Source organism: Christensenella tenuis, from assembly GCF_014287795.1.
In the GTDB taxonomy this organism is placed as follows: Bacteria; Bacillota; Clostridia; order Christensenellales; family Christensenellaceae; genus Christensenella; species Christensenella tenuis.
This window is the reverse complement of record NZ_JACOON010000002.1, coordinates 26,479-45,571: the sequence shown is the minus strand read 5'-3', so window position 1 is coordinate 45,571 and position 19,093 is coordinate 26,479. Positions and strand designations below refer to the sequence as shown.

21 protein-coding genes are annotated in these 19,093 nt (G+C 51.3%); 5 read left to right on the top strand and 16 right to left on the bottom strand.

All coding sequences use genetic code 11. The annotated features are described in order from the left end of the window. The first annotated feature begins 24 nt into the window (after positions 1-24). Positions 25-225, top strand: coding sequence for a hypothetical protein (locus tag H8S18_RS03865; RefSeq protein ID WP_186856997.1), 201 nt, complete (start codon positions 25-27; stop codon positions 223-225). A 331-nt stretch (positions 226-556) separates the two neighbouring features. Then, on the top strand, positions 557-757 hold the full coding sequence (locus tag H8S18_RS03860) for a hypothetical protein (protein ID WP_186856996.1): 201 nt from the start codon (positions 557-559) through the stop codon (positions 755-757). Positions 758-939: 182 nt separating this feature from the next. Here the strand turns inward: H8S18_RS03860 and H8S18_RS03855 are convergent, their stop codons facing one another. Continuing rightward, on the bottom strand, positions 940-2,283 hold the full coding sequence (locus tag H8S18_RS03855) for an MATE family efflux transporter (protein WP_186856995.1): 1,344 nt from the start codon (positions 2,281-2,283) through the stop codon (positions 940-942). 425 nt (positions 2,284-2,708) lie between these two features. Here H8S18_RS03855 and H8S18_RS03850 point away from each other — a divergent pair, with 425 nt between their 5' ends. Both H8S18_RS03850 and H8S18_RS03845 read left to right on the top strand, forming a co-directional pair. Continuing rightward, positions 2,709-3,353 (top strand): response regulator transcription factor, encoded by a 645-nt coding sequence (locus H8S18_RS03850; RefSeq protein WP_186856994.1) that lies wholly within the window; start codon positions 2,709-2,711, stop codon positions 3,351-3,353. Between the two features lie 3 nt (positions 3,354-3,356). Beyond that, complete coding sequence (locus H8S18_RS03845) at positions 3,357-3,509, top strand: hypothetical protein (RefSeq protein WP_186856993.1); 153 nt, start codon at positions 3,357-3,359, stop codon at positions 3,507-3,509. 119 nt (positions 3,510-3,628) lie between these two features. Here the strand turns inward: H8S18_RS03845 and H8S18_RS03840 are convergent, their stop codons facing one another. The 8 genes from H8S18_RS03840 to thpR form a co-directional block, all read right to left on the bottom strand. Then, positions 3,629-4,060, bottom strand: a complete 432-nt coding sequence (locus tag H8S18_RS03840) for a flavodoxin (protein WP_186856992.1) — start codon at positions 4,058-4,060, stop codon at positions 3,629-3,631. A gap of 23 nt (positions 4,061-4,083) precedes the next feature. Continuing rightward, entirely contained in the window at positions 4,084-4,644 is a 561-nt protein-coding gene (locus H8S18_RS03835; RefSeq protein WP_186856991.1) for a DUF3793 family protein, read from the bottom strand. Positions 4,645-5,059: 415 nt separating this feature from the next. After that, the gene (locus H8S18_RS03830) at positions 5,060-5,488 is read right to left on the bottom strand and encodes an Asp23/Gls24 family envelope stress response protein (RefSeq protein WP_243165060.1); all 429 of its coding nucleotides are present in this window, start codon (positions 5,486-5,488) and stop codon (positions 5,060-5,062) included. Between the two features lie 321 nt (positions 5,489-5,809). Continuing rightward, entirely contained in the window at positions 5,810-5,938 is a 129-nt protein-coding gene (locus H8S18_RS14785) for a hypothetical protein (protein ID WP_258106973.1), read from the bottom strand. Positions 5,939-6,143: 205 nt separating this feature from the next. Continuing rightward, positions 6,144-7,313, bottom strand: coding sequence for a MalY/PatB family protein (locus tag H8S18_RS03825; RefSeq protein ID WP_186856990.1), 1,170 nt, complete (start codon positions 7,311-7,313; stop codon positions 6,144-6,146). Further along, on the bottom strand, positions 7,310-7,696 hold the full coding sequence (locus H8S18_RS03820) for a (deoxy)nucleoside triphosphate pyrophosphohydrolase (RefSeq protein ID WP_186856989.1): 387 nt from the start codon (positions 7,694-7,696) through the stop codon (positions 7,310-7,312). The genes H8S18_RS03825 and H8S18_RS03820 overlap by 4 nt, the downstream gene beginning before the upstream one ends. Further along, a complete protein-coding gene (locus H8S18_RS03815; protein ID WP_330598707.1) occupies positions 7,696-9,426 on the bottom strand; it encodes an ABC transporter ATP-binding protein in 1,731 nt (576 codons plus the stop codon). The genes H8S18_RS03820 and H8S18_RS03815 overlap by 1 nt, the downstream gene beginning before the upstream one ends. 84 nt (positions 9,427-9,510) lie before the next feature. Further along, complete coding sequence (gene thpR / locus H8S18_RS03810; protein WP_186856987.1) at positions 9,511-10,056, bottom strand: RNA 2',3'-cyclic phosphodiesterase; 546 nt, start codon at positions 10,054-10,056, stop codon at positions 9,511-9,513. 113 nt (positions 10,057-10,169) lie between these two features. Between thpR and H8S18_RS03805 the strand changes: the two genes are divergently transcribed. Beyond that, positions 10,170-10,718, top strand: coding sequence for a hypothetical protein (locus H8S18_RS03805; protein ID WP_186856986.1), 549 nt, complete (start codon positions 10,170-10,172; stop codon positions 10,716-10,718). A 256-nt stretch (positions 10,719-10,974) separates the two neighbouring features. Here the strand turns inward: H8S18_RS03805 and H8S18_RS03800 are convergent, their stop codons facing one another. From H8S18_RS03800 to H8S18_RS03770, 7 genes are all read right to left on the bottom strand, one after another. Next, positions 10,975-12,630, bottom strand: a complete 1,656-nt coding sequence (locus tag H8S18_RS03800) for an AMP-binding protein (protein ID WP_186856985.1) — start codon at positions 12,628-12,630, stop codon at positions 10,975-10,977. A gap of 10 nt (positions 12,631-12,640) precedes the next feature. After that, on the bottom strand, positions 12,641-13,186 hold the full coding sequence (locus H8S18_RS03795; protein WP_186856984.1) for a helix-turn-helix domain-containing protein: 546 nt from the start codon (positions 13,184-13,186) through the stop codon (positions 12,641-12,643). 163 nt (positions 13,187-13,349) lie between these two features. Continuing rightward, complete coding sequence (gene deoC, locus H8S18_RS03790) at positions 13,350-14,069, bottom strand: deoxyribose-phosphate aldolase (protein WP_186856983.1); 720 nt, start codon at positions 14,067-14,069, stop codon at positions 13,350-13,352. 15 nt (positions 14,070-14,084) lie between these two features. Next, complete coding sequence (locus H8S18_RS03785; protein ID WP_186856982.1) at positions 14,085-14,873, bottom strand: SDR family NAD(P)-dependent oxidoreductase; 789 nt, start codon at positions 14,871-14,873, stop codon at positions 14,085-14,087. After that, positions 14,870-16,555: a ribulokinase gene (locus H8S18_RS03780; RefSeq protein ID WP_186856981.1), complete on the bottom strand. Its 1,686-nt coding sequence runs from the start codon at positions 16,553-16,555 to the stop codon at positions 14,870-14,872. Before H8S18_RS03780 ends, H8S18_RS03785 begins: the two co-directional genes overlap by 4 nt. A gap of 22 nt (positions 16,556-16,577) precedes the next feature. Further along, positions 16,578-17,549 carry an ABC transporter permease gene (locus H8S18_RS03775; RefSeq protein ID WP_243165059.1) on the bottom strand — a complete coding sequence of 324 codons (972 nt, stop codon included), beginning with the start codon at positions 17,547-17,549 and terminating at the stop codon, positions 16,578-16,580. 20 nt (positions 17,550-17,569) lie between these two features. Beyond that, complete coding sequence (locus tag H8S18_RS03770) at positions 17,570-19,057, bottom strand: sugar ABC transporter ATP-binding protein (protein WP_186856980.1); 1,488 nt, start codon at positions 19,055-19,057, stop codon at positions 17,570-17,572. Between the last annotated feature and the right edge of the window lie 36 nt (positions 19,058-19,093).

Sequence of the window (19,093 nt, the reverse complement as noted above, 5' to 3'; positions counted from 1 at the left end):
AAAAAGAAGCGGCGGGGAAGCAGGATGGCTGGCTTGGCGCCAGCCGTGTCCGAAGCAGACTATATCCGCAATATCCAGAAGCACGGAGACGAGTATTTCCGCAATACAGCGAACGTCCCGCGAAACCATATTCCCGCACAGGCCTTGGGAAACAACTGCCGGACTACGGATGCATATGGAATTCCGAAACGCCAGGGCCATGCCGCGAAAACCTGCGGCAAATAAATCCAGGGCATATGTAATGCAACCGGAAGGGGTAAGCATACGGACAAACGGTACGCGAAATATTTTAGTTGTTTTGACCAGCATACCGCATTACCTTATAAAATTGCCCATTTTCCTACCGCTATTCCAACAGTATATATGCTCAAAAAGAGGCGTATGATATCATAACGCCAAGCAATAAAACCGTTAAGCGGAAAAAATCGAACGCATACCGATCGGACAGCGTTGCTTCCAAAACCTTTACTGCATTATTTCTCCGAACAGTTTTTTCCGCCCTCCGCATTTAAGAATACTTCAACGGCCGTCACGCTGCTCGGCGAGGCCTCCGGCGGTGTATGACGCGTCGTCCGCCATATGGACGACGGCGGACGGTTCCGTGCTGCAAGTATGGGGCAATAAGCGTATCAGCGCCCTATCCAACGGCGTTTTTTGCCATGTAGACAATGGCGCGGAGCCTGATTTTACAATTTCGAGACTGGAGCATTTTTATGACCGCAAAAAACTTACGGAATACATCAACAACCTCTATTGATCCGCTGCTCCATCCGATACGGCGGCACCCCCCCGCTTAACCACCGCATAAAAACGCAAATAAGAAAAAGCCGCAAGGCTCTTTTTGCTATTTCATAGGAAAGCCTACCGGATGGCGGCGTTCCCAGCCACACAGGCGCCCGCCGCAATTTTTCAGGAGGGCGCACCGCAGCCAATATTTTATTAGACCAGCCGCCGCAGTTTCCACTTGCCGCGTCTGAAATAGACTATTCCTGCAATGGCCGGAAGCACGGGGGCGAACATTTCTGCAATGTAAATCCCTATAAACCCATATCCAAGGACAGGCCCAAGCAGCCAGCTTCCAAAAATACGGATGAGTACGCAGTCCAGCATGGAATTCCAGAACGCAAAGGATGCGTCGCCGAGGCCGGTAGCAAATGCGTTCAGGGTATACATTACGGCATATGCGACGCAATTGAGCGAGCAACAAATGCGCAGGTATAAGACTCCCTCGCGTACAACTTCCGGATTGCCATCGAACAGCAGGACGACCTGGGGAGCAAACACTTGGAAAAACGCGACCGCAACAAGCGCGGCAATCACGCTGACTGCCGTGCCCGCCCGTGCCACGCCCCCAGTATGCGCAATGTCTCCCTTGCCCATGGCCTGGCCCGCCATTGCGCTTACAGCTTGCCCGACCGCCCATACAGGCATAGCTGCAAAGGTGTTTACCTTAAGACCGATCCCCGATGCCGCGGCAACCGTCACGCCATACACATTCAGCATTCCGGCGGCGGCCAGATAAGAAAAATTGAGTACCGCCATCTGCCCTGCGGAAGGAAGCCCCACCCGCAGGATCGCCGCCGCGTTTTTTTTGCTGATTTTCCATTTCCAGTGGATGGCGACCAATCGGCTGCGCCAAAGATACGCTGCCGCAATAAAGAAAGAAACGCCCTGTGATGAAACGGTGGCGACCGCCGCCCCCCGCGTCCCCATATGGAATCTGCCGACAAGCAGCAGGTCGAGCGCTACATTGACTATAGCTGCCGCAAGTACAAAATACAGGGGGCGCTTTGAATCCCCAAGGCCGCGCAGGATCGCGCAGACCGCATTATAACCAAAAACAAAGGCCGTCCCTCCGCAGATGATGCCCATATATCCGTCCGCGTCCGCCGCCGCTTCCTGTGGTACGCGCATCAGCAGGAGTGCCGGATGGTAGAAAAAGAACCCTGCCGCCGTTACCGCGGCGGCAAAGGCCGCAGCCAGAACAAACAGCGCCAAGACGGCTTCCGCCTGCTGCCTTTTTTGACCCGCGCCTTCGTATTGGGCTACAAGTACCGCACCGCCCTGCGCAATGCCCGTGCAGACCGACGTGATGAGAAAAACGAGCATAGACGCACTGCTGACGGCGGCAAGCCCTTCGCTGCCCACAAAACGGCCGACCACAACCATATCCACAATGCTGTAAAAGGATTGCAGGAGGTTTGCGAGGAACATCGGCCCCGCAAACCGAAGAAGCGTCCGGGTAACATTTCCCGACGTTAAATCTTGTATCTTTATATTCATGATGATTCTCCCCAAAGCAAAACGTTTTCGCGGCACAAAAAAAGGCCGCGCGACATTGTCCGCTGCCTTCCCGTTTTCGGGGAAATCATCCGTCTCTTCGTATCACAACAAAGCAGGATCTCCCGCATTTTGTTGGCATAATTGACTGATGAACCGGCCTTCCACCGTTTTAAGCTCCGTACAATGTCTCATCCTGTCCATTTGCGCGGAGCTTCCTATGATACAAAGCTTGCTGTAATGCATGGCTTCTCCCTCTGTCTTATCTGCCCTTATGATACAGGGACACTCCTTCCCTGTCAAGGGGAAGCGTATTCCCCTTGACAGGATGCCGCTGTAAATTTTACATTTTGATAATGTCTTTCTGCCTTTTTGATGATACAATTTTGAAACATATGGGGAATACTATGACAGCGGTGAGGTGTGAGATGAATAAGATACTTGTTGTCGAAGACGATGAAGCAATTTCTTCGCTGATTTGCCTGAACCTTAGCGTGGCGGGTTATGAAGCGATTCCCTTGTATGATGGGAGCAAAGTGCCGGAACGGCTCCGCGCGGAACGGTTTGACCTGGCTCTGCTGGACGTAATGCTGCCCGGAACGGACGGATTTTCCCTTTTTCCCCATTTCGCACAACACGGCATTCCCGTAATCTACCTGACCGCCGTAAACGATACGGAATCAAAAGTCAAGGGACTCCTTAAGGCTGAAGATTATATTGTCAAGCCCTTCGATATTCTGGAACTTATGGTACGTATGGAAAAAGTTTTGCGGCGGGCTGGCCGTTTTCCCCATGTATTCCGTGCAGGCGATGTGGAGATTGACGAACAACGCCACAGTGTGAAAAAGGACGGCCGCACCGTTTCCCTGAAACCGTTGGAATTTGACCTTTTGCTGGCCCTGGCCAAAAACAAAAATATCGCTATGTCCCGCGACGCGCTGCTCAGCAGCGTATGGGGCGTCGATTTTATGGGAGAAACGCGTACGGTGGACGTGCACATCGCACAGCTCCGCAAAAAGCTCGGCCTTTCCATCGCCACCATTCCAAAAGTTGGATATCGACTGGAGGACTGACATATGACGCTTCGCGCGAGGATTACGCTGACAGCCCTCTCCGTTATTTTGGCGGCCCTTTTTGTAAGGGGGTTTTACGGCTATGGGGAGAGGCAATATACGGACGAATTCGACTCTACACATTTCCCGACGGCGCTTCCCCGTATCTCTTGCTGAACGCGGCGACAGGCGAGGTGATTCAAATTGGAGACCTCATCGCCGGATAAAACTATATTTAATAAAAATGCGAATGAAAAAAGAGCCCAAGGCTCTTTTTTCATATCCTATGGAGAGGATCAGGCGGATGCCAACGCCTGCCCTAACTTTTTGCATTCCCCGAGAGCGAATTCGTCGGGTTCATTGTTCACGATCAATCCTTCACCGGAAAGAAGCGTTGCGCCTCCTGCGGAAACACGTTTTTCCCATTCGCGCATCCATTCGCCGTCGCCCCAGTCGTACGAACCGAACAGCGCAATTTTCTTCCCGTCTATTTTTCCTTCCATTTCGGTGAAAAACGGTTCTACATCGCCCTCTTCAAGCACTTCGTTACCCATAGCCGGGCAGCCGAGCGCAACAGCGTCAAACCCGAGCACATCGTCTACGCTGGTATCCGAGAACTTCAGCAGCACGACATCTGCCCCCGCTTCCTTCGCGCCCTCGAAAACTGCATTTGCCATTTGCTCCGTATTGCCTGTGAGACTCCAGTAAACCACTGCTTTTTTACCCATGATGATTCCTCCTCAAACTATTTTTACGCAGCCGCAAACAGCCGCGTGATCGACATTCCCATACCCAAGCGGGCACAGACCGCTTTCCGGCATTTTGTATATCTTCGGAAGAGTTCTTCCGCTTTCTTTTCGTCGGAATAGACCTTCCAATAGCCATTCATCTTATAACCGCGGCCGCCGCTCCTGACGAATCCATGCACATCCTCGAGAGGATATCCCAGGAACAAACCGACCTCATGCGGAAAACCTCCGCTGGCCGCAAGGCGCGTTTTGAGATAACCGATGACCGCTTCAAGCCCTTCGCGCACAGGATATCCTGCCTTTTCAAGTTCTGCGGCAACCGCTTCATCCGCAAGCAGGGCTTCCATCTTTTTACGGCGGTAAACAAGGACAAGCACCCTTTTTTTGCATTTGCATACTTTTTCAAAACAGATACCGCTTGGCCCAAGCTGCCTGTTCCACGCGGCAAGGCGCGCATCGAGGCCGGAATGTTTTTGGCTGCAGAAGGAGACCAGATTGGAGGGCTTGATTCCCGCAAGCGCGGGCGCGCAATGATATGCCACCATGAATTCCATTTCATCCATGCAATAATCCTTTCGCAATGGTTAGTGTGCGCTAACTGTCGCTTAAAAAAGTATGCGCTTTTATTCGCGCATCCATAAGTTAGCTTTTGCTAACCAATAATAATTTATCACAATCCCCTTTTCCTGTCAATCTTTTTTCAGTAAATTCAATCCGGTTTCCACTGCGCCCGTTCAGACAGAGAAAAGCACAGGAAATTCCTGTGCTTAAAGCTTACCCGAAATGTCCTGCCGTTACGCGGCTTTGTAACTTTATCGAGGCTGCGGCATACGGCACATGGCCGTAAAGCGCCATAGGAGCGGACAGGCGTACATGCCGCTTTTGCCCGCAAAGTTAGATCAAGGCTTAATTATCTCCTCTTAAGGGGGTACCGACAGTCTAAATCCTTTGCTTTTCCCTATCCTATGTAAAAAGGGCCTATTGCACCCTTGCAAGCGCGGGTTGTTTTGTTTCCTGCGTCTGCCTCTCAAATTTCAAGCCTTGTACACGGACATTTACTTCCTTTACTTTAAGTCCGGTCATACTTTCGATTGCCTGCTTTACGCCCGCCTGGATCATTCCGGCAATTTCGGGAATCGATTTCCCATATTCCACAACGATTGCCGCATCGACGGCAACTTCTTCCTCTCCAAGCTCTATCTTAATGCCTTTAGAGAGGTTCTTGCGCCCTAAGAGTTCTACAAGGCCATCCACAAAGCCGCCGCTCATCCCCGCGACTCCCGGGACGTCCACAGCTGCGAGTCCGGCAAGGGTGGCGATTACCTCACTTGCGAACGCAACCGTTCCGTAGCTTTCCCGTTTTACCATTGTAATATCCTGCCTCACTGCAAGTTCGTTTCCCGTCATTTTCCTGCTCCTTTCATATGATTCATTGTTTTATCTGTTCACAACCGTATTTCCTTTTTCTGTGTTTCCAGCATAACACAGCACAGAGGGAAACGGGAGATTTATTTACAATATTTTCATATTTATGTAATTTATTTGTAACTTTTAGAAATGTTTTACCGCACTACATAAAATAAGGGGAAAGGCATTTACCGAAATTCCTTTGCTGGCATAACATACAGCCTACAGTATCCTTCCGCTTTTTTATCCAAAAAGCTGTCATAAAATCTCCGTGAGCCATCCGGCCAGCAAAAAACCGCGGGCGGTAGTTCGCGCGCGGTTTTATTTGTCGTACCCATATTTGAATACTTTTCCGTCTTTTACCATCACAGCTTTTCTGACATTCTTGCTCTCTACGAGCCTGCGAAAATCGGAATCCGTGACGGCTTTAGACATTTTCCTGTCCTTCATATCCATCACACTCCTTATTTATAATTGCGGCTTCCCCAATGGTTAACAATAAACTGATTGCAGGAAACCGTTATGCAGCATATACTTTGCAGCGCGTACTTGTGCGCTGCCGTTTACCTGCAGTTGTAGAAATATCAGCTATAGGTTTGCACCCATAGCTGACCTTATCTATTTTATAATAACCTGCTTTTTCTGTCTCTAAACTTTATTTTTCGAGTGCATCTTTCATCCGTAAAAGCGCGCCTTCAAGCACCCGGGGAGGGCAGGCGATATTGACGCGCTCGAAGCCCGCGCCTGTTTTGCCGAAAATATATCCTTCATCGAAGAAGAGGTGCGCCCCGAGCATCTTCTGCTCCAATTCCTGTTCTGAAAGGCCATAAGCCCGCAGGTCAATCCACTGCAGGTAGGTTCCTTCGAGCCGCGTGACGCGCGCCCGTTTCAGTTCCCGCGCAGCAAAGTCTTCCGTGAGCCTGCGATTTTTATCCAGTATGGCAAGAAGCTCCCCAAGCCACCCTGCACAACGTGTATATGCAAGCTCGCACGCGCGGTAGGAAAGCGCGCCGAGTTCCATGATGCCGCTCTCAAGTTTCGCGTTTCGAAACCGCTTGCGCAGCTCCCCGCCCGGGATGATGATATTCGACGCCTGCATCCCCGCAAGGTTGAATGTTTTGCTGGGCGCAGTACATACGATGGTATTTTCAGGATTCCCCACCTGCGCAAACACGGTATGCGAATATCCGGGCATGATGAGGTCGTGATGGATTTCGTCCGCCACCACGAGCACGCCGTGACGCGTACAGATTTCACTTATGCGGGCAAGTTCTTCCCTCGTCCACACCCGTCCGACCGGGTTATGCGGGCTGCACAGCAGGAGCAGCTTATTGCCAGGGTTTTTCGCTTTTTTCTCGAGATCGTCAAAGTCGATCTCATAGCGGCCTTTGCGGTTTTTGAGTGCGTTTTCCGCAAGCTTCCTGCCCTGCCTTTGCACCACCATATAAAAAGGATAATAGACGGGCGTCATGATGATGACACCCTCGCCCGGCTGTGTGAACGCGCGCACCGCAAGGCCAAGCGCAAGCACGATGCCCGGAGTCGTCACGATCCATTCGTGCTTTATATCCCATCCGTGGCGCTCTTTCATCCATCCGGCTACGGCGTCGTAATAAGCATCCGTCGCCCCAGTATAACCGAGCGCCTGCGTATCCAGGTATTCCTTGAGGCCGTCTGTGATCTCCGGCGCTGTTTTAAATTCCATATCCGCAACCGAAAGCGGTACGACGCCTTCCGGTACGTCCGGCTGTTTTTTCAGCATATCCCGCCATTTTATAGAACCGCTGTTTCGCTTGTCTATACATGTTTCAAAATCATAGTTCATCTTTTGCCCTCCGCCAGCCATCTTACAAACCCGATATCCGCTTCCAGAAAATCGTAACCGCAGAGTGCCTCTTTTTGCACCCATGCGGCATCCGCATGGACCATCAGCTTCATTTCGCCGCCCACGGCTTTCGCCCGGTAAAATGCAACTTCGACCGAAAAGCTGCCATAATCGTGGCGGACGGCTTCTATTTTATCCCCAGGCTGCACCACAAGGCACAATTCCTCCATCAGCTCGCGCGAGAGACATTCCCGCTCCGTTTCGCCCGGTTCCTGCTTTCCGCCGGGAAATTCCCATTTTCCCGCGCTGCCGTCTTTATTTTTGCGCCGGCAGATAAGAATCTTGCCATTTTGTTCGATCACTGCCGCAACTACCTTTACCATCAATCCTCCAGCCCTTCAAACTGCATGTTATAATAGCCCGCATACAACCCTTTTTTCTCCAGCAGTTCTTCATGCGTGCCGCGTTCCCGGATACCGTCCGCGTCCATTACAATAATTTCGTCCGCATTCCGGATTGTTGAAAGCCGGTGCGCGATCACGATGGTCGTCCGGTCCTGCGACAGCTTTTCCAGCGAAAGCTGGATATGCCGTTCACTCTCGTTATCGAGCGCCGAGGTCGCCTCGTCGAGAATCAATATCTGCGGGTTTTTCAAAAAGACGCGCGCAATGGCAATGCGCTGCTTTTGCCCGCCTGAGAGGCGCACGCCGCGTTCGCCCACACTGGTACCGTAGCCGTCCTCAAGGCTCATAATAAAATCATGGATGTTCGCGTCTTTTGCCGCGCGCATAACTTCCTCATCCGTTGCGCCCGGCTTGCCGTAGGCAATGTTATCCCGGATGGTACCGCCAAACATATATACATCCTGCTGCACGATGCCGATGGCGCTTCGCAGGGATTTTAGGGTGACGTCCCGCACATCCTGCCCGTCGATGGAAACAGCGCCCGCCGTTACGTCGTAAAAACGGGGCAATAAGGAACAAAAGGTGGTTTTGCCGCCGCCCGACGGCCCCACGAGCGCCACTGTTTTTCCTGCCTCAATCTCTACGTCGATGTGACTTAAAACATGGGTTCCCTCGTCGTACGCGAAAGATACGCCGCTGTATTTGATATTGCCCCTGACGTTTTCCAGAGGCTGCGCACCGGGCTTATCTTTGATCTCCGGTTCGGTGTGCACAACTTCGAGGAAACGTTTGAAGCCCGCAAAGCCCTTCTGGAATTGCTCGGTAAAATTAATCAGTACATCGATCGGCGCAACGAAAATGCCGATATAGAGGGCATAGATCGCGAGGTCTGTGACGCGCAGGGCGCCGCCCGCGATAAAAAAACCGCCGGAGACAAGTACCGCCGTATACAAAAGCCCGGTAAAAAAGTTGTTCCCTGCCTGGAACGTCCCCATGATTTTATAGCTGCTTTGTTTGGAATCGAGGAATTCGAGGTTGCTGTGCTCGAATTTCTTGCGCTCGATATCTTCATTGGCAAAAGACTTGACCACGCGAATACCCGCAAGGCTATCCTGTACCTGTTTGTTGACATTCGATATTTTCTTGCGGTTATCCATAAATACGGCGCGCATCTTTTTATTTTTGCTCAGGCTGAACAGAATCATCACGATTGTTACCGCAAGCAGAATCAGCGTCATGGGCACGTTTATCATCATCAACAATACGAACGATCCTATGATTTTCAGCGCGGAAATAAAGATATTTTCCGGGCCGTGGTGCGCAAGTTCCGAAATGTCGAATAAGTCTGACACAAGGCGCGACATCATATCGCCCGTATTATTTTTATCGTAATAGGAAAAGGAAAGGCGCTGCATCTGGTCGAAAAGGTCCTGGCGCATATCGCTTTCCATACGCGCGCCCATCACGTGCCCCCAGGTGGTGATGAAATACTGGCAGCCGTAGCGGACCACATACATCACGACCAGCGAAACAGCGACAATCCACAGAGACTTTAAGATCACGTCCGCATTTTGGGTATATAGGCCATCCGTCAGGAAATTGAGGATTTGCGGGAACGCGAGGTCTACCACGGACACCACGAGGGCACAGAACATATCAAAATAAAAAAGACCGCGGTACGGTTTATAATAACTGATAAAACTTTTCATTACCGACAATTTTTTCACCTCAAAACAGCATTATACTCTTATCCTATTCATACCGCAAACACATATGCAGGAAACAATCAACAATCATTCGCCGATGTCATGCACAAATAAAGGCCGGTACACAAGGCAGCCGTTCTCCCGCGTGCTGAGGAAAAGCGTGATTTTAGTAATCGTTCCTCCTGCCCGTTCGGGTGAAAGCGCTTTGAGTGCAGCGGCGGAAAGCCCGGCCCTGCGGGCAAGGGTGATATGCGGACGCAGCGGTTTTCCATCAAAAGGGATTCCGGCTTTTACAAGGCCCGCGCGAATTTTCCGGGCTAACTCTTCAAGCGGCCGCGTCCCTAAGAGGCCGCACCACAGGACAGCATCGTTTTCCCTGCCGAAAAAGCCAAGCTCCGCAAGGCAAACGCGAACCGGCCCCATGCCGTTCGCGGCGCGGGAAATGATACGGCCGACCTGCTCCGTACGCGTGAGCTCCGTTTCCCCGAGGAACGCAAGCGTTATGTGGTAATTTTCCACGCGCGACCAGCGCGCGTCAATTTTTTCCCGCAGTTTTTTTGCGGTTGCCGCAAGTTCTCCTGCTAAATTCGCGGGCAGCTCCGCCGCAATAAAAAGCCTGCCTGTTTTCTGCATATGCGGTCCTCCTTTGCGAATGATTCCATGATACAGCAAACAATTTCGTTTAGCTATCCCCGCTTTCGTTTATACAAAGAATAACCCAAACGAAACAGGATGGCAATGGCAAGATGGCAATGATAAGCTGTACAAAAATTGAGCGTGAAGAAATCGGATTGCTCTCCGAATGGATGGCGAGTGAAAGCGCCCGCGAATTTCTCGCATGCGATATGCAGATGTCCCTTGCGGGACAGTTCCGCTGGATCGGGGAACGAAAAGGCGACCCGTTCACGACTCACTGGATTGTGCGGCGGGACGAAACGCCGATCGGCGTGCTGGCCATTGTGGACATTAACCTTGAAAACAAACGCTGCGGATGGAGCTATTATATGCACGACCCGGCGGACGATACGGATGAGTTGTCCGCGCTTCTCGAGCGAAGCATCTATCACCACGTGTTCATGGAGCTTGGGCTGAACAAAGTCACTTTTACCGCCTTTACAGAGAACCACTGCGCGATAGGCCGCCGCTCGGAGAGCGGATGCGTGCAGGAGGGTGTGCTCGTTGACCACGTGCTTCTCGGCGGAAAGTATTACGACGTGTCCTTGCAGTGTATGACCGCCAAAATGTGGCGGAGGGCCTGCCCGGACGGCAACTGTGAATTTATCAAACTGAGATAGGCTACGGCCGGTCTCATCGTAATTTTCTCTCCTCTTCTATTTCAAAAAAGCGTTCCCTTTCGCACAGGGAACGCTTTTTTGAAGTCACTGGCTGATGATGGAAATGCGCCCGAATGGCCTTGCCGCTACGCGGCTGGACGCTTTTGCGGGCTGGCGGGCACAATGCCGCCCTTGCCTGCAAGAAAGCAAGAGCCCTTGATAATCCCCGCTTGGAGTATCGGCAGCCTGAAGCGTGCCTTGCGCACGCTGTTTTATTTTACTTGTCTGCGTCTTCGTTGCGGATCTGCACCCGGCGGATTTTGCCGCTGACGGTCTTGGGTAATTCTTCTACAAATTCCACTACGCGCGGATATTTATAAGGCGCGGTGACGTTCTTCACATGCGTCTGGAGCTCTTTTTTGAGTTCATCTGAGGCCTCAAAGCCCCGCGCAAGTACTACAGTCGCCTTCACTACCTGCCCGCGTACCGGATCCGGCACCGCCGTTACCGCGCATTCCAACACGCAAGGGTGCGTGAGGAGCGCGCTTTCCACCTCAAACGGCCCGATGCGGTAGCCCGAGCATTTGATTACGTCGTCGTTGCGGCCCACAAACCAAAAGTAGCCTTCCGCGTCCCTCCACGCCGTATCTCCCGTATTGTATACGCCGTTTTTCCAGCAGCGGTTTGTCGCTTCTTCGTCCCGATAGTATTTTTTGAACAGCCCCGCCGGGTGTTTTTTATCCGTATTTTTGACAACGATGGAGCCGACCACGCCGTCTTCGCACGAGTTTCCATCTTCATCCACGATGTCCACATCGTAAAGCGGGGAGGGTTTGCCCGTGGAACCGGGCTTGATCGGATCCCAGCCGAAGTTTGCGATCAGCACACTCGTTTCGGACTGGCCAAATCCTTCCGTTACCGCAAGGCCGGTGATCTCCAGGAAACGGTTGTATACCTCGGGGTTGAGCGGTTCGCCCGCGATTCCCGCATGTTTGATCGTGGAGAAGTCGCAGTGGCTCATGTCTTCCTTAATCAGGAAACGGTAGATGGTGGGCGGCGCGCAGAACGTCGTCAATTTCAGGCGGTCGATCGTTCCGAGCAGCTTCTGCGGGTTGAATTTTTCCGTATCATATGCGACGATTACCGCACCGCAGATCCATTGGCCGTAAATCTTGCCCCAACCGAATTTCGCCCAACCGGAATCGGACACCGTGAGATGCAGGCCCCCGTCTTCCACTTTCTGCCAATATTTTGCCGTTACAATATGCCCGAGCGGATAAGTGAAATCGTGCAAAATCATCTTCGGCATTCCCGTCGTGCCTGAAGAGAAATAGATCAGCATGGGGTCGTCCGTCTCATTTAAATATTCGCGCGTCCAGTTTTCGCTTGTTTTTTCAAGCTCTGCACGCAGGTCAAACGCCCAGGCGGGAATGTTTTTCCCCACCACACCGACGTTTTCTACCGTTTTGCATTCGGGAAGCGACGCTTCGATGTGCTGCAGCATCTCGTCATCATCCACCGTACAGATCATTTTTACATCTGCTGCGTTGCAGCGGTAAATGATATCCTTGGGCGTTAGCTGGAAGGTTGCGGGGATGCAGATGGCACCGAGCTTATGCAGCCCTACCATCATAAACCACACTTCCGGGCGCTGCTTGAGCATCAGCATCACCGGTTCGCCCCGCCTGATTCCCATGCCCTTCAGAAGATTGGCGGCCTTATCGCTCATCCGTTTTATGTCGCTGAACGAAAAACGTTTTTCGTTGCCATCGTCGTCGCACCACACAAGCGCGGGCTTGTTTTCATCCTGTTTCGCCCATTCGTCTACAATATCGTAACCAAAATTGAAATGCTTCGGGATGTTCAGCTTATAGTTCTGCTTGAAATCATCGTAACTTGTAAATTCTGTCCTGTCTAAAAACTTTTCTAACATCCGCCTGCCCTCACTCGTTGATAATCGTCAAAAATTTTGCCACATCCGTCACCGCGCGCTGCCCGTGGGGGAGCTCGGGATTAAAATAGATGCTGTCTCCTGCTTTGAGGACAAACTCACGCCCGCGGATCACGACCTTAATCGCCCCTTCGAGGACATAATTGAACTCCTGCCCGCTGTGCGTGACGAGCTCTGCCTCGTCATTCGGGGAGATCGTTACGATCATCGGCTCCATATCGCGGTTTTTATAGTTATAGGCAAGAGCCGTGAACGCATAGCCAGGATACCGTTCCACGCTTACGCCCCTCCCGCCGCGCACGATGGTATATTCATCCATCCGCGGCGCTTCGCCTGTCAAAAGCTCCGTCGGGTCCACGCCAAGCTCCGCCGCCACACCGTACAGTACGCCGATTGGGATATCGTCCTCGGCCTGCTCATACTTTTGGTATTCCCCGAGGCTTACCTCGACTTTTTTCGCAATCTCTTCCTGCGGGATATCGAGAATCTCACGTAATTCACGAATCCGTGCCGCAATCTGTTTTACCTGTTCGTTCATTTGAATTTCCCCATTCCGTCTCGTTGATTCGGCGGTTTTGCGCCGTTTATTTCCAAAACGTTCCTTGTTTATTGTATCGGTTCCGGTTAGCACTGTCAATGAAAGGAATACACAGAAAAGCCGCGTATAAGCGCGGCTTCTTCTCCATTTTATCTCCTTGCTGTCACACAACTTGGGGCGGGTGGTTTCCTACCGCCGCCGAAAAAAGCGACATGTCGTCTTCTACGATTTGCGGGACGCGGCTTACGCCCAGTCGATCCGCTCCTGCACAAAGCATCTCATAGGCCTTTTCTCGATTATCTATGCCGCCGGAAGCCTTTATTTTGGCTTTTCCGCCAACGGCTTTCTTCAACAGCCATATGTCATGCGCGGTTGCTCCGCCCGTTCCCATCCCCGTTGAAGTTTTAACATATGCAGCGCCCGCCTGTATGCAAATCCTGCACGCTTCTTCCTTTTCTTCATCTGTAAGATAACAGGTTTCGATAATTACTTTTACAGAGGCATTTTTAGCTGCTTGTACGACTTCACTGATGTCTCGGAGTACATATTCCGTATCGCCTTCGCGTAACGCGCCGATATTGATGACCATATCGACTTCATCTGCCCCATCTGCAACCGCTTCCGCTGCCTCGAACACTTTTACACAGGTCTTATTCGCACCGAGAGGAAATCCGATTACGGTCGCCGTTTTTACTCCACTCCCTTCCAGTTCCTGTTTTACAAGCGCAACATGTACCGGGTTTACACATACGGCAGCCGCACCGTACTTTTTTGCTTCCTCACAGAATTTTTTCACGGTTTCCCGCGTCGTGTAGGCCCGCAAAACCGTATGGTCGCAGTATTTCGCATATCCCGGATCTACGCCTTCCCTTTTCAGTTCCATAAGTTTCAACCTCCTTTAGTGCATAGTCCTTCCGCCTGTGACGTTAACCGCCTGACCGGTTGAGCTGTCTCCCGAAATGGTATAGAACATCACTACATCCGTTACGTCTTCCTTGCTGACAAAACGCCCGAGCGGGACTTTATTCGTATACAGTTCAATCACTTCTTTTTCTCCCAGATGAAGGCTTTCCGTATACCGCGCGCGCACAACGTTCCACACGCCTGTATCGTCGATAATATCCGGGCACAGGCAGTTAACATGTATCTTATACGGCGCAAATTCTTTCGCCAACGCCTGCGTCATCGTGATGACCGCTCCTTTGGACGCCCCGTAGCAGCTCATCAAGGAAGAGCCTTCCTTTCCCGCCTTGCTGGAAAAATTGATGATCCGCCCTTCTTTGTTCTTTTTCATGTTTCCGATCACACCCTGGATGCAGTAGGCCGTCCCGCACACGTTGACCTTCATCATGCGTTCCCATATTTCCTGCGTGATGTCTTCAAACGGCCTTACATCCGCAACCCCCGCCGAATTTACAAGCGCATATACGTCTCCGTATTTTTCGATGATCCCTTCGAATACTTCCAAAACATACTTTTGTTCCGTTACGTCAAGCACCATTCCTACAGCAGGATATCCTTCCTTCTCCAATTCCTCCGCACGCTGTTCCACTTCCGGATTCACATCCAGCATAACCACGCGTGCGCCATATTGCAGGTAACGTTTCGCAATCTCAAGTCCTACGCTCCGTTCGGCTCCCGTAACGATACAAAGTTTTCCTTCCATCTTTTTCGTATCAAGACTCATAACAATACCTCCATGCTGTTATTTTTAATCTCTTTGAGATTTTTCATACATTCGTTGATCCCGCGGCCAAAATAGTCGTGCAGCGTCTTATATTCTTCATACAATTTATTGTAGATCACGACATGCTGTGGATTTGGCCTATATACCTTTTCGCTGAGCTGTGACATTTTTTCAGCGGCTTCAAAAATATCATCGTATCCGCCGTTTTTCCTTCCCGCGGCGACCGCTCCGTACATGGCCGCCCCAAGCGCAATCGTCTGCGCGTTTGCCGATATTTTAATTTCCATCCCCAGCACATCGGCATAGATCTGCATAACCGTGCTGCTTTTTTGCGAAAGTCCGCCGCAGGCGATGATTTCATTGATCTCGAGTCCTGCGCTTGTAAAAGCGTCTATGATCCTGCGTGTCCCGAATGCTGTCGCTTCTATCAGCGTCCGGTAGATTTCTGCAATTTTGGTGGACAGGGTAAGCCCGACGATCATACCCGAAAGATCCGCGTTCACCAGGACGGAACGGTTTCCGTTCCACCAATCGAGGGCAAGCAGTCCGCTTGTGCCCGGCGGAACCTGGTCCGCTTTCTCATTTAGTATGTCAAAAACCGAACGGTCTTCTTTTTCCGCTTTCCGGAAATAATATCCCGGCACAATATTGGAAACAGCCCAGTCGTAAATATCCCCTGCCGCCGCAAGCCCCGCGTCATATCCATAATACCCGGGCAGTATTCCGTCTTCCGCCACTCCCGCGATTCCTTCGACATAACATTCTTTCTCATCGATAAACATGAGGCCGATTGATGTTCCCATGATTAGCGCAAGCTTTCCCGGCTCGGTGATTCCCATAGCCGGAACCGCAATATGGCCGTCCGTATTTCCAAGGCTCACCGCCGTTCCTGCTGCAAGCCCCGTTGCCTGTGCCATTTTCTCTGTGAGTTCTCCTCCGCGGCTCCCAATGGGGTAGACTTCCGTCCCGAGTTTTTCCTCCACTACATATTCCATCCGCGGATGCAATTTCCGAAAAAATTCCCTGCTTGGATATCCGGTATGTTTATTCCAGAACGCTTTATAGCTTGCTTCACAGCTGTTTTTCCGTTCGTTTCCTGTAAGCAGGTATACGATCCAGTCCGCCGCTTCCATAAAGCGGTAGGCCGCGTCATAGATCTCCGGCGCACGGTTTAATATTTCCATTATTTTAGGGTACATCCATTCTGACGAACACTTGCTACCGCATTGCTTTAAAAAAGGCTGTTTCGTTAATGTCGCTACACTGTTGAAGTAATCCGCCTCCTTCTGCGCACCGTGATGCTTCCACAACTTGGCCCAGCTGTGCACGTTGTCCCGATACCGTTCGTCATAGCAGAGCGGCATATAGTTTTCATCGACCGGAATCATTGTGCAGCAGGTAAAATCGACACCTATCCCTACTACCTGTCCGGGCGCGGCGCCCGATTTATGCAGTACGTCTTTTAAAAGCGATTCCAGCGCGTCGCTGTAATCCTGCGGATTCTGCAGCGCGAAATTCTCGGGAAGCCTGATATCCGTTCCCGGCAAAAAATCTTCGATCACCGCATCCTGATAGCCCACGATCGAAACCGCCTTTACTTCGCCGTCTGCGGTATCTACCATCACCGCGCGTGCCGACAGTGTTCCAAAGTCCAGACCGATCACAAATGTCTCTGTCGTCATACTCAACCTCCCGTCTCCGCCGCTATTTGCTCTTTTGGAACAGCACCGCCAGCAATATGATGATGCCTTTGATGATGTCCTGCGGGTAGCTCGGCACATTCAGCAGCGTCATAATATTTCCAATCAGCGCCAGCACAAACACGCCCACCACCGTCTTAATTGCCGATCCCTTTCCCCCGGAAAGGCTTGCCCCGCCGATCACACAGGCAGCGATCGCGTCAAGCTCCAGCCCGTCGCCCAGAGAACCACTGGCAAGCCGCCCGCGGAATACGATCATAATTGCCGCAATCGAGGCGCACAGAGCTGATATACAGTAGACCGAAAGAGTGATCGCTTTGTCGTTGATGCCAGACAGTCGAACCGCTTCCCGGTTGGATCCTACGGCAATCACCAGCCGCCCATAGGAAGTATATTTCAATATCAGGAAAATTACGGCCACGATCGGGATCATAACGAGCAGCTGGTAAGGCAGCCCGACAAATCCATCCATGCTCATAAAATAGCCGCTTCCGAATTCTACGCTCGCTTCATCGTATATGCGGATGTTGACCGCATCAGTCAGAACGAACGCAAGTGCCCTTGTGATCGTCATCATTGCCAGTGTCGCGATAAACGGCGCTATGTTTTTATAGGCGATCAGCAACCCTGAAACAAGGCCGCAGGCCGTTCCCACCAGCAACGCAACCAATACCGACAAAAATGCCGGCAGGCCCATATCGGTCAGAAGCATCGCGCACACAACGTTGGCGAGCGCTATGATCGATCCGACAGAAAGATCAATCCCGCCCGTCATAATAACGAGCAACATTCCAAGCGCCATTACGACATAGGGCGAATATTGCCGCAAGATATTTGTCAGATTGATATCTGATAAAAAATTTGCGGAGCTTACGGCGCAGACAATAAACAGTATTACAAAAAATACGTATATATTGTTCTCTGCCATAAATTTTGAAAAACTTGTTTTCTTAACTCCCATTTCGCCTGTCTTCATTGTCTCTTTTCCCCCTCTCATTACCGCCCGATCGCACAGGAAATAATGTTGCTTTCTGAAATTTCATTTCCCGACAGTTCGCCCCTGATGCGCCCTTCGTGCAAAACCAATACGCGGTCGCTCATGCCGATCACCTCGATCATTTCCGAGGAGATCAGTATGACGGCAAGGCCTCCGCGCGCAAGGGAATCGATCAGTTTATAGATCTCCACCTTGGCGCCCACGTCAACGCCCCGGGTTGGCTCGTCCAATATGATCACTTTGCTGTCCAGATCGATCCATTTCGCAATACTTACCTTCTGCTGGTTTCCCCCGGACAGATTCTGGACTTTTGTTTCTGTGCTTTCCGTTTTAACGTTCAGCTTTTCAATCGACTGCAAAACGTCTGCTTTTTCTTTTGCGGCTTTTACAATCCCGGGGCCGAACGTATAGTTTTCAAGCATCGGCATCGTAATGTTTTCCCGCACGGACATATCAAGTATCACACCCTGCCCTTTCCTGTCCTCCGATACATAGGATATTCCCGCTTTCATCGCGGTTTTAGGAGTCGTGATCCGCATTTCCTTTCCGTCGATCAATATGGCGCCGCCATCCATTTTGTCTGCACCGAACAGGAGACGCGCCGTTTCCGTCTTTCCCGCCCCTACCAGGCCGAATATCCCGAGTACTTCGCCTGACTTTACGTTGAAGCTGACTCCTTTTACTTTATTTCCCCGCCTAAGGTCTTTTGCTTCCAGTACAATTTTTCCGGGTTTCCGGGATTTTTCAGGGAACATATCCCCCAAGGTGCGTCCTATCATCAAGTTGATGATATCGTCGTTCGTGACCGCGCCGATCTCTACCGTTCCCGTGACCGCGCCGTCCTTCATAACGGTCACCCTGTCCGACAGCCGGAAAATCTCTTCCATCCTGTGGGAAATATAGATGATGCTCTTTCCCTCGTTTTTCAAACGCAGGATAATCTCAAACAGATTTTCCGCTTCGCTTGCGGTCAGGACGGCCGTCGGCTCGTCAAGGACGATTACATCCGCGTTGCGCGTCACCGACTTGGCTATCTCTACCATTTGCTGGTATGCGACCGTAAGGTTCCCCACTTTTTCCTTCGGATCGATGTCAAAACCGTTTTCCGTAAGCATCTTCCCCGTTTTTTCATACAGGTCTTTCCAGCGAACTACTGTATTTTTGCCTGATATATCCTCTCCCAGATACAGGTTTTCCGCCACCGTAAGGTCGGGAACAAGATTCAGTTCCTGATAGATCACCGCCACATTATGACGGATCGCATCCGTTGTGCTCCGGATATCGGCTTCTTCACCGTTGATCCGGATCGTGCCTTCATCTTTCATAATCGCACCGGATAAAACCTTCATTAAGGTGGATTTTCCCGCCCCATTTTCTCCTACCAGGGCGTGTATCTCCCCCTTTTTGATCCTGAAATCTACGCTGCGCAGCGCTTTTACCCCGCCAAACGCTTTGCTGATATTCAGCATTTCAACAATATATTCCATATAGGCCACTCCTTAAATCCGTATTCCGGGAAGGGA

Bases quoted from the DNA above. Each gene is read 5' to 3' on its own strand.
- H8S18_RS03865 (WP_186856997.1), top strand. From the start codon at position 25: ATGGCTGGCTTGGCGCCAGCCGTGTCCGAAGCAGACTATATCCGCAAT.
- H8S18_RS03855 (WP_186856995.1), bottom strand. From the start codon at position 2,283: ATGAATATAAAGATACAAGATTTAACGTCGGGAAATGTTACCCGGACG.
- H8S18_RS03850 (WP_186856994.1), top strand. From the start codon at position 2,709: ATGAATAAGATACTTGTTGTCGAAGACGATGAAGCAATTTCTTCGCTG.
- H8S18_RS03845 (WP_186856993.1), top strand. From the start codon at position 3,357: ATGACGCTTCGCGCGAGGATTACGCTGACAGCCCTCTCCGTTATTTTG.
- H8S18_RS03840 (WP_186856992.1), bottom strand. From the start codon at position 4,060: ATGGGTAAAAAAGCAGTGGTTTACTGGAGTCTCACAGGCAATACGGAG.
- H8S18_RS03835 (WP_186856991.1), bottom strand. From the start codon at position 4,644: ATGGATGAAATGGAATTCATGGTGGCATATCATTGCGCGCCCGCGCTT.
- H8S18_RS03830 (WP_243165060.1), bottom strand. From the start codon at position 5,488: ATGACGGGAAACGAACTTGCAGTGAGGCAGGATATTACAATGGTAAAA.
- H8S18_RS14785 (WP_258106973.1), bottom strand. From the start codon at position 5,938: ATGAAGGACAGGAAAATGTCTAAAGCCGTCACGGATTCCGATTTTCGC.
- H8S18_RS03825 (WP_186856990.1), bottom strand. From the start codon at position 7,313: ATGAACTATGATTTTGAAACATGTATAGACAAGCGAAACAGCGGTTCT.
- H8S18_RS03820 (WP_186856989.1), bottom strand. From the start codon at position 7,696: ATGGTAAAGGTAGTTGCGGCAGTGATCGAACAAAATGGCAAGATTCTT.
- H8S18_RS03815 (WP_330598707.1), bottom strand. From the start codon at position 9,426: ATGAAAAGTTTTATCAGTTATTATAAACCGTACCGCGGTCTTTTTTAT.
- thpR (WP_186856987.1), bottom strand. From the start codon at position 10,056: ATGCAGAAAACAGGCAGGCTTTTTATTGCGGCGGAGCTGCCCGCGAAT.
- H8S18_RS03805 (WP_186856986.1), top strand. From the start codon at position 10,170: ATGGCAATGATAAGCTGTACAAAAATTGAGCGTGAAGAAATCGGATTG.
- H8S18_RS03800 (WP_186856985.1), bottom strand. From the start codon at position 12,630: ATGTTAGAAAAGTTTTTAGACAGGACAGAATTTACAAGTTACGATGAT.
- H8S18_RS03795 (WP_186856984.1), bottom strand. From the start codon at position 13,186: ATGAACGAACAGGTAAAACAGATTGCGGCACGGATTCGTGAATTACGT.
- deoC (WP_186856983.1), bottom strand. From the start codon at position 14,069: ATGGAACTGAAAAGGGAAGGCGTAGATCCGGGATATGCGAAATACTGC.
- H8S18_RS03785 (WP_186856982.1), bottom strand. From the start codon at position 14,873: ATGAGTCTTGATACGAAAAAGATGGAAGGAAAACTTTGTATCGTTACG.
- H8S18_RS03780 (WP_186856981.1), bottom strand. From the start codon at position 16,555: ATGACGACAGAGACATTTGTGATCGGTCTGGACTTTGGAACACTGTCG.
- H8S18_RS03775 (WP_243165059.1), bottom strand. From the start codon at position 17,549: ATGAAGACAGGCGAAATGGGAGTTAAGAAAACAAGTTTTTCAAAATTT.
- H8S18_RS03770 (WP_186856980.1), bottom strand. From the start codon at position 19,057: ATGGAATATATTGTTGAAATGCTGAATATCAGCAAAGCGTTTGGCGGG.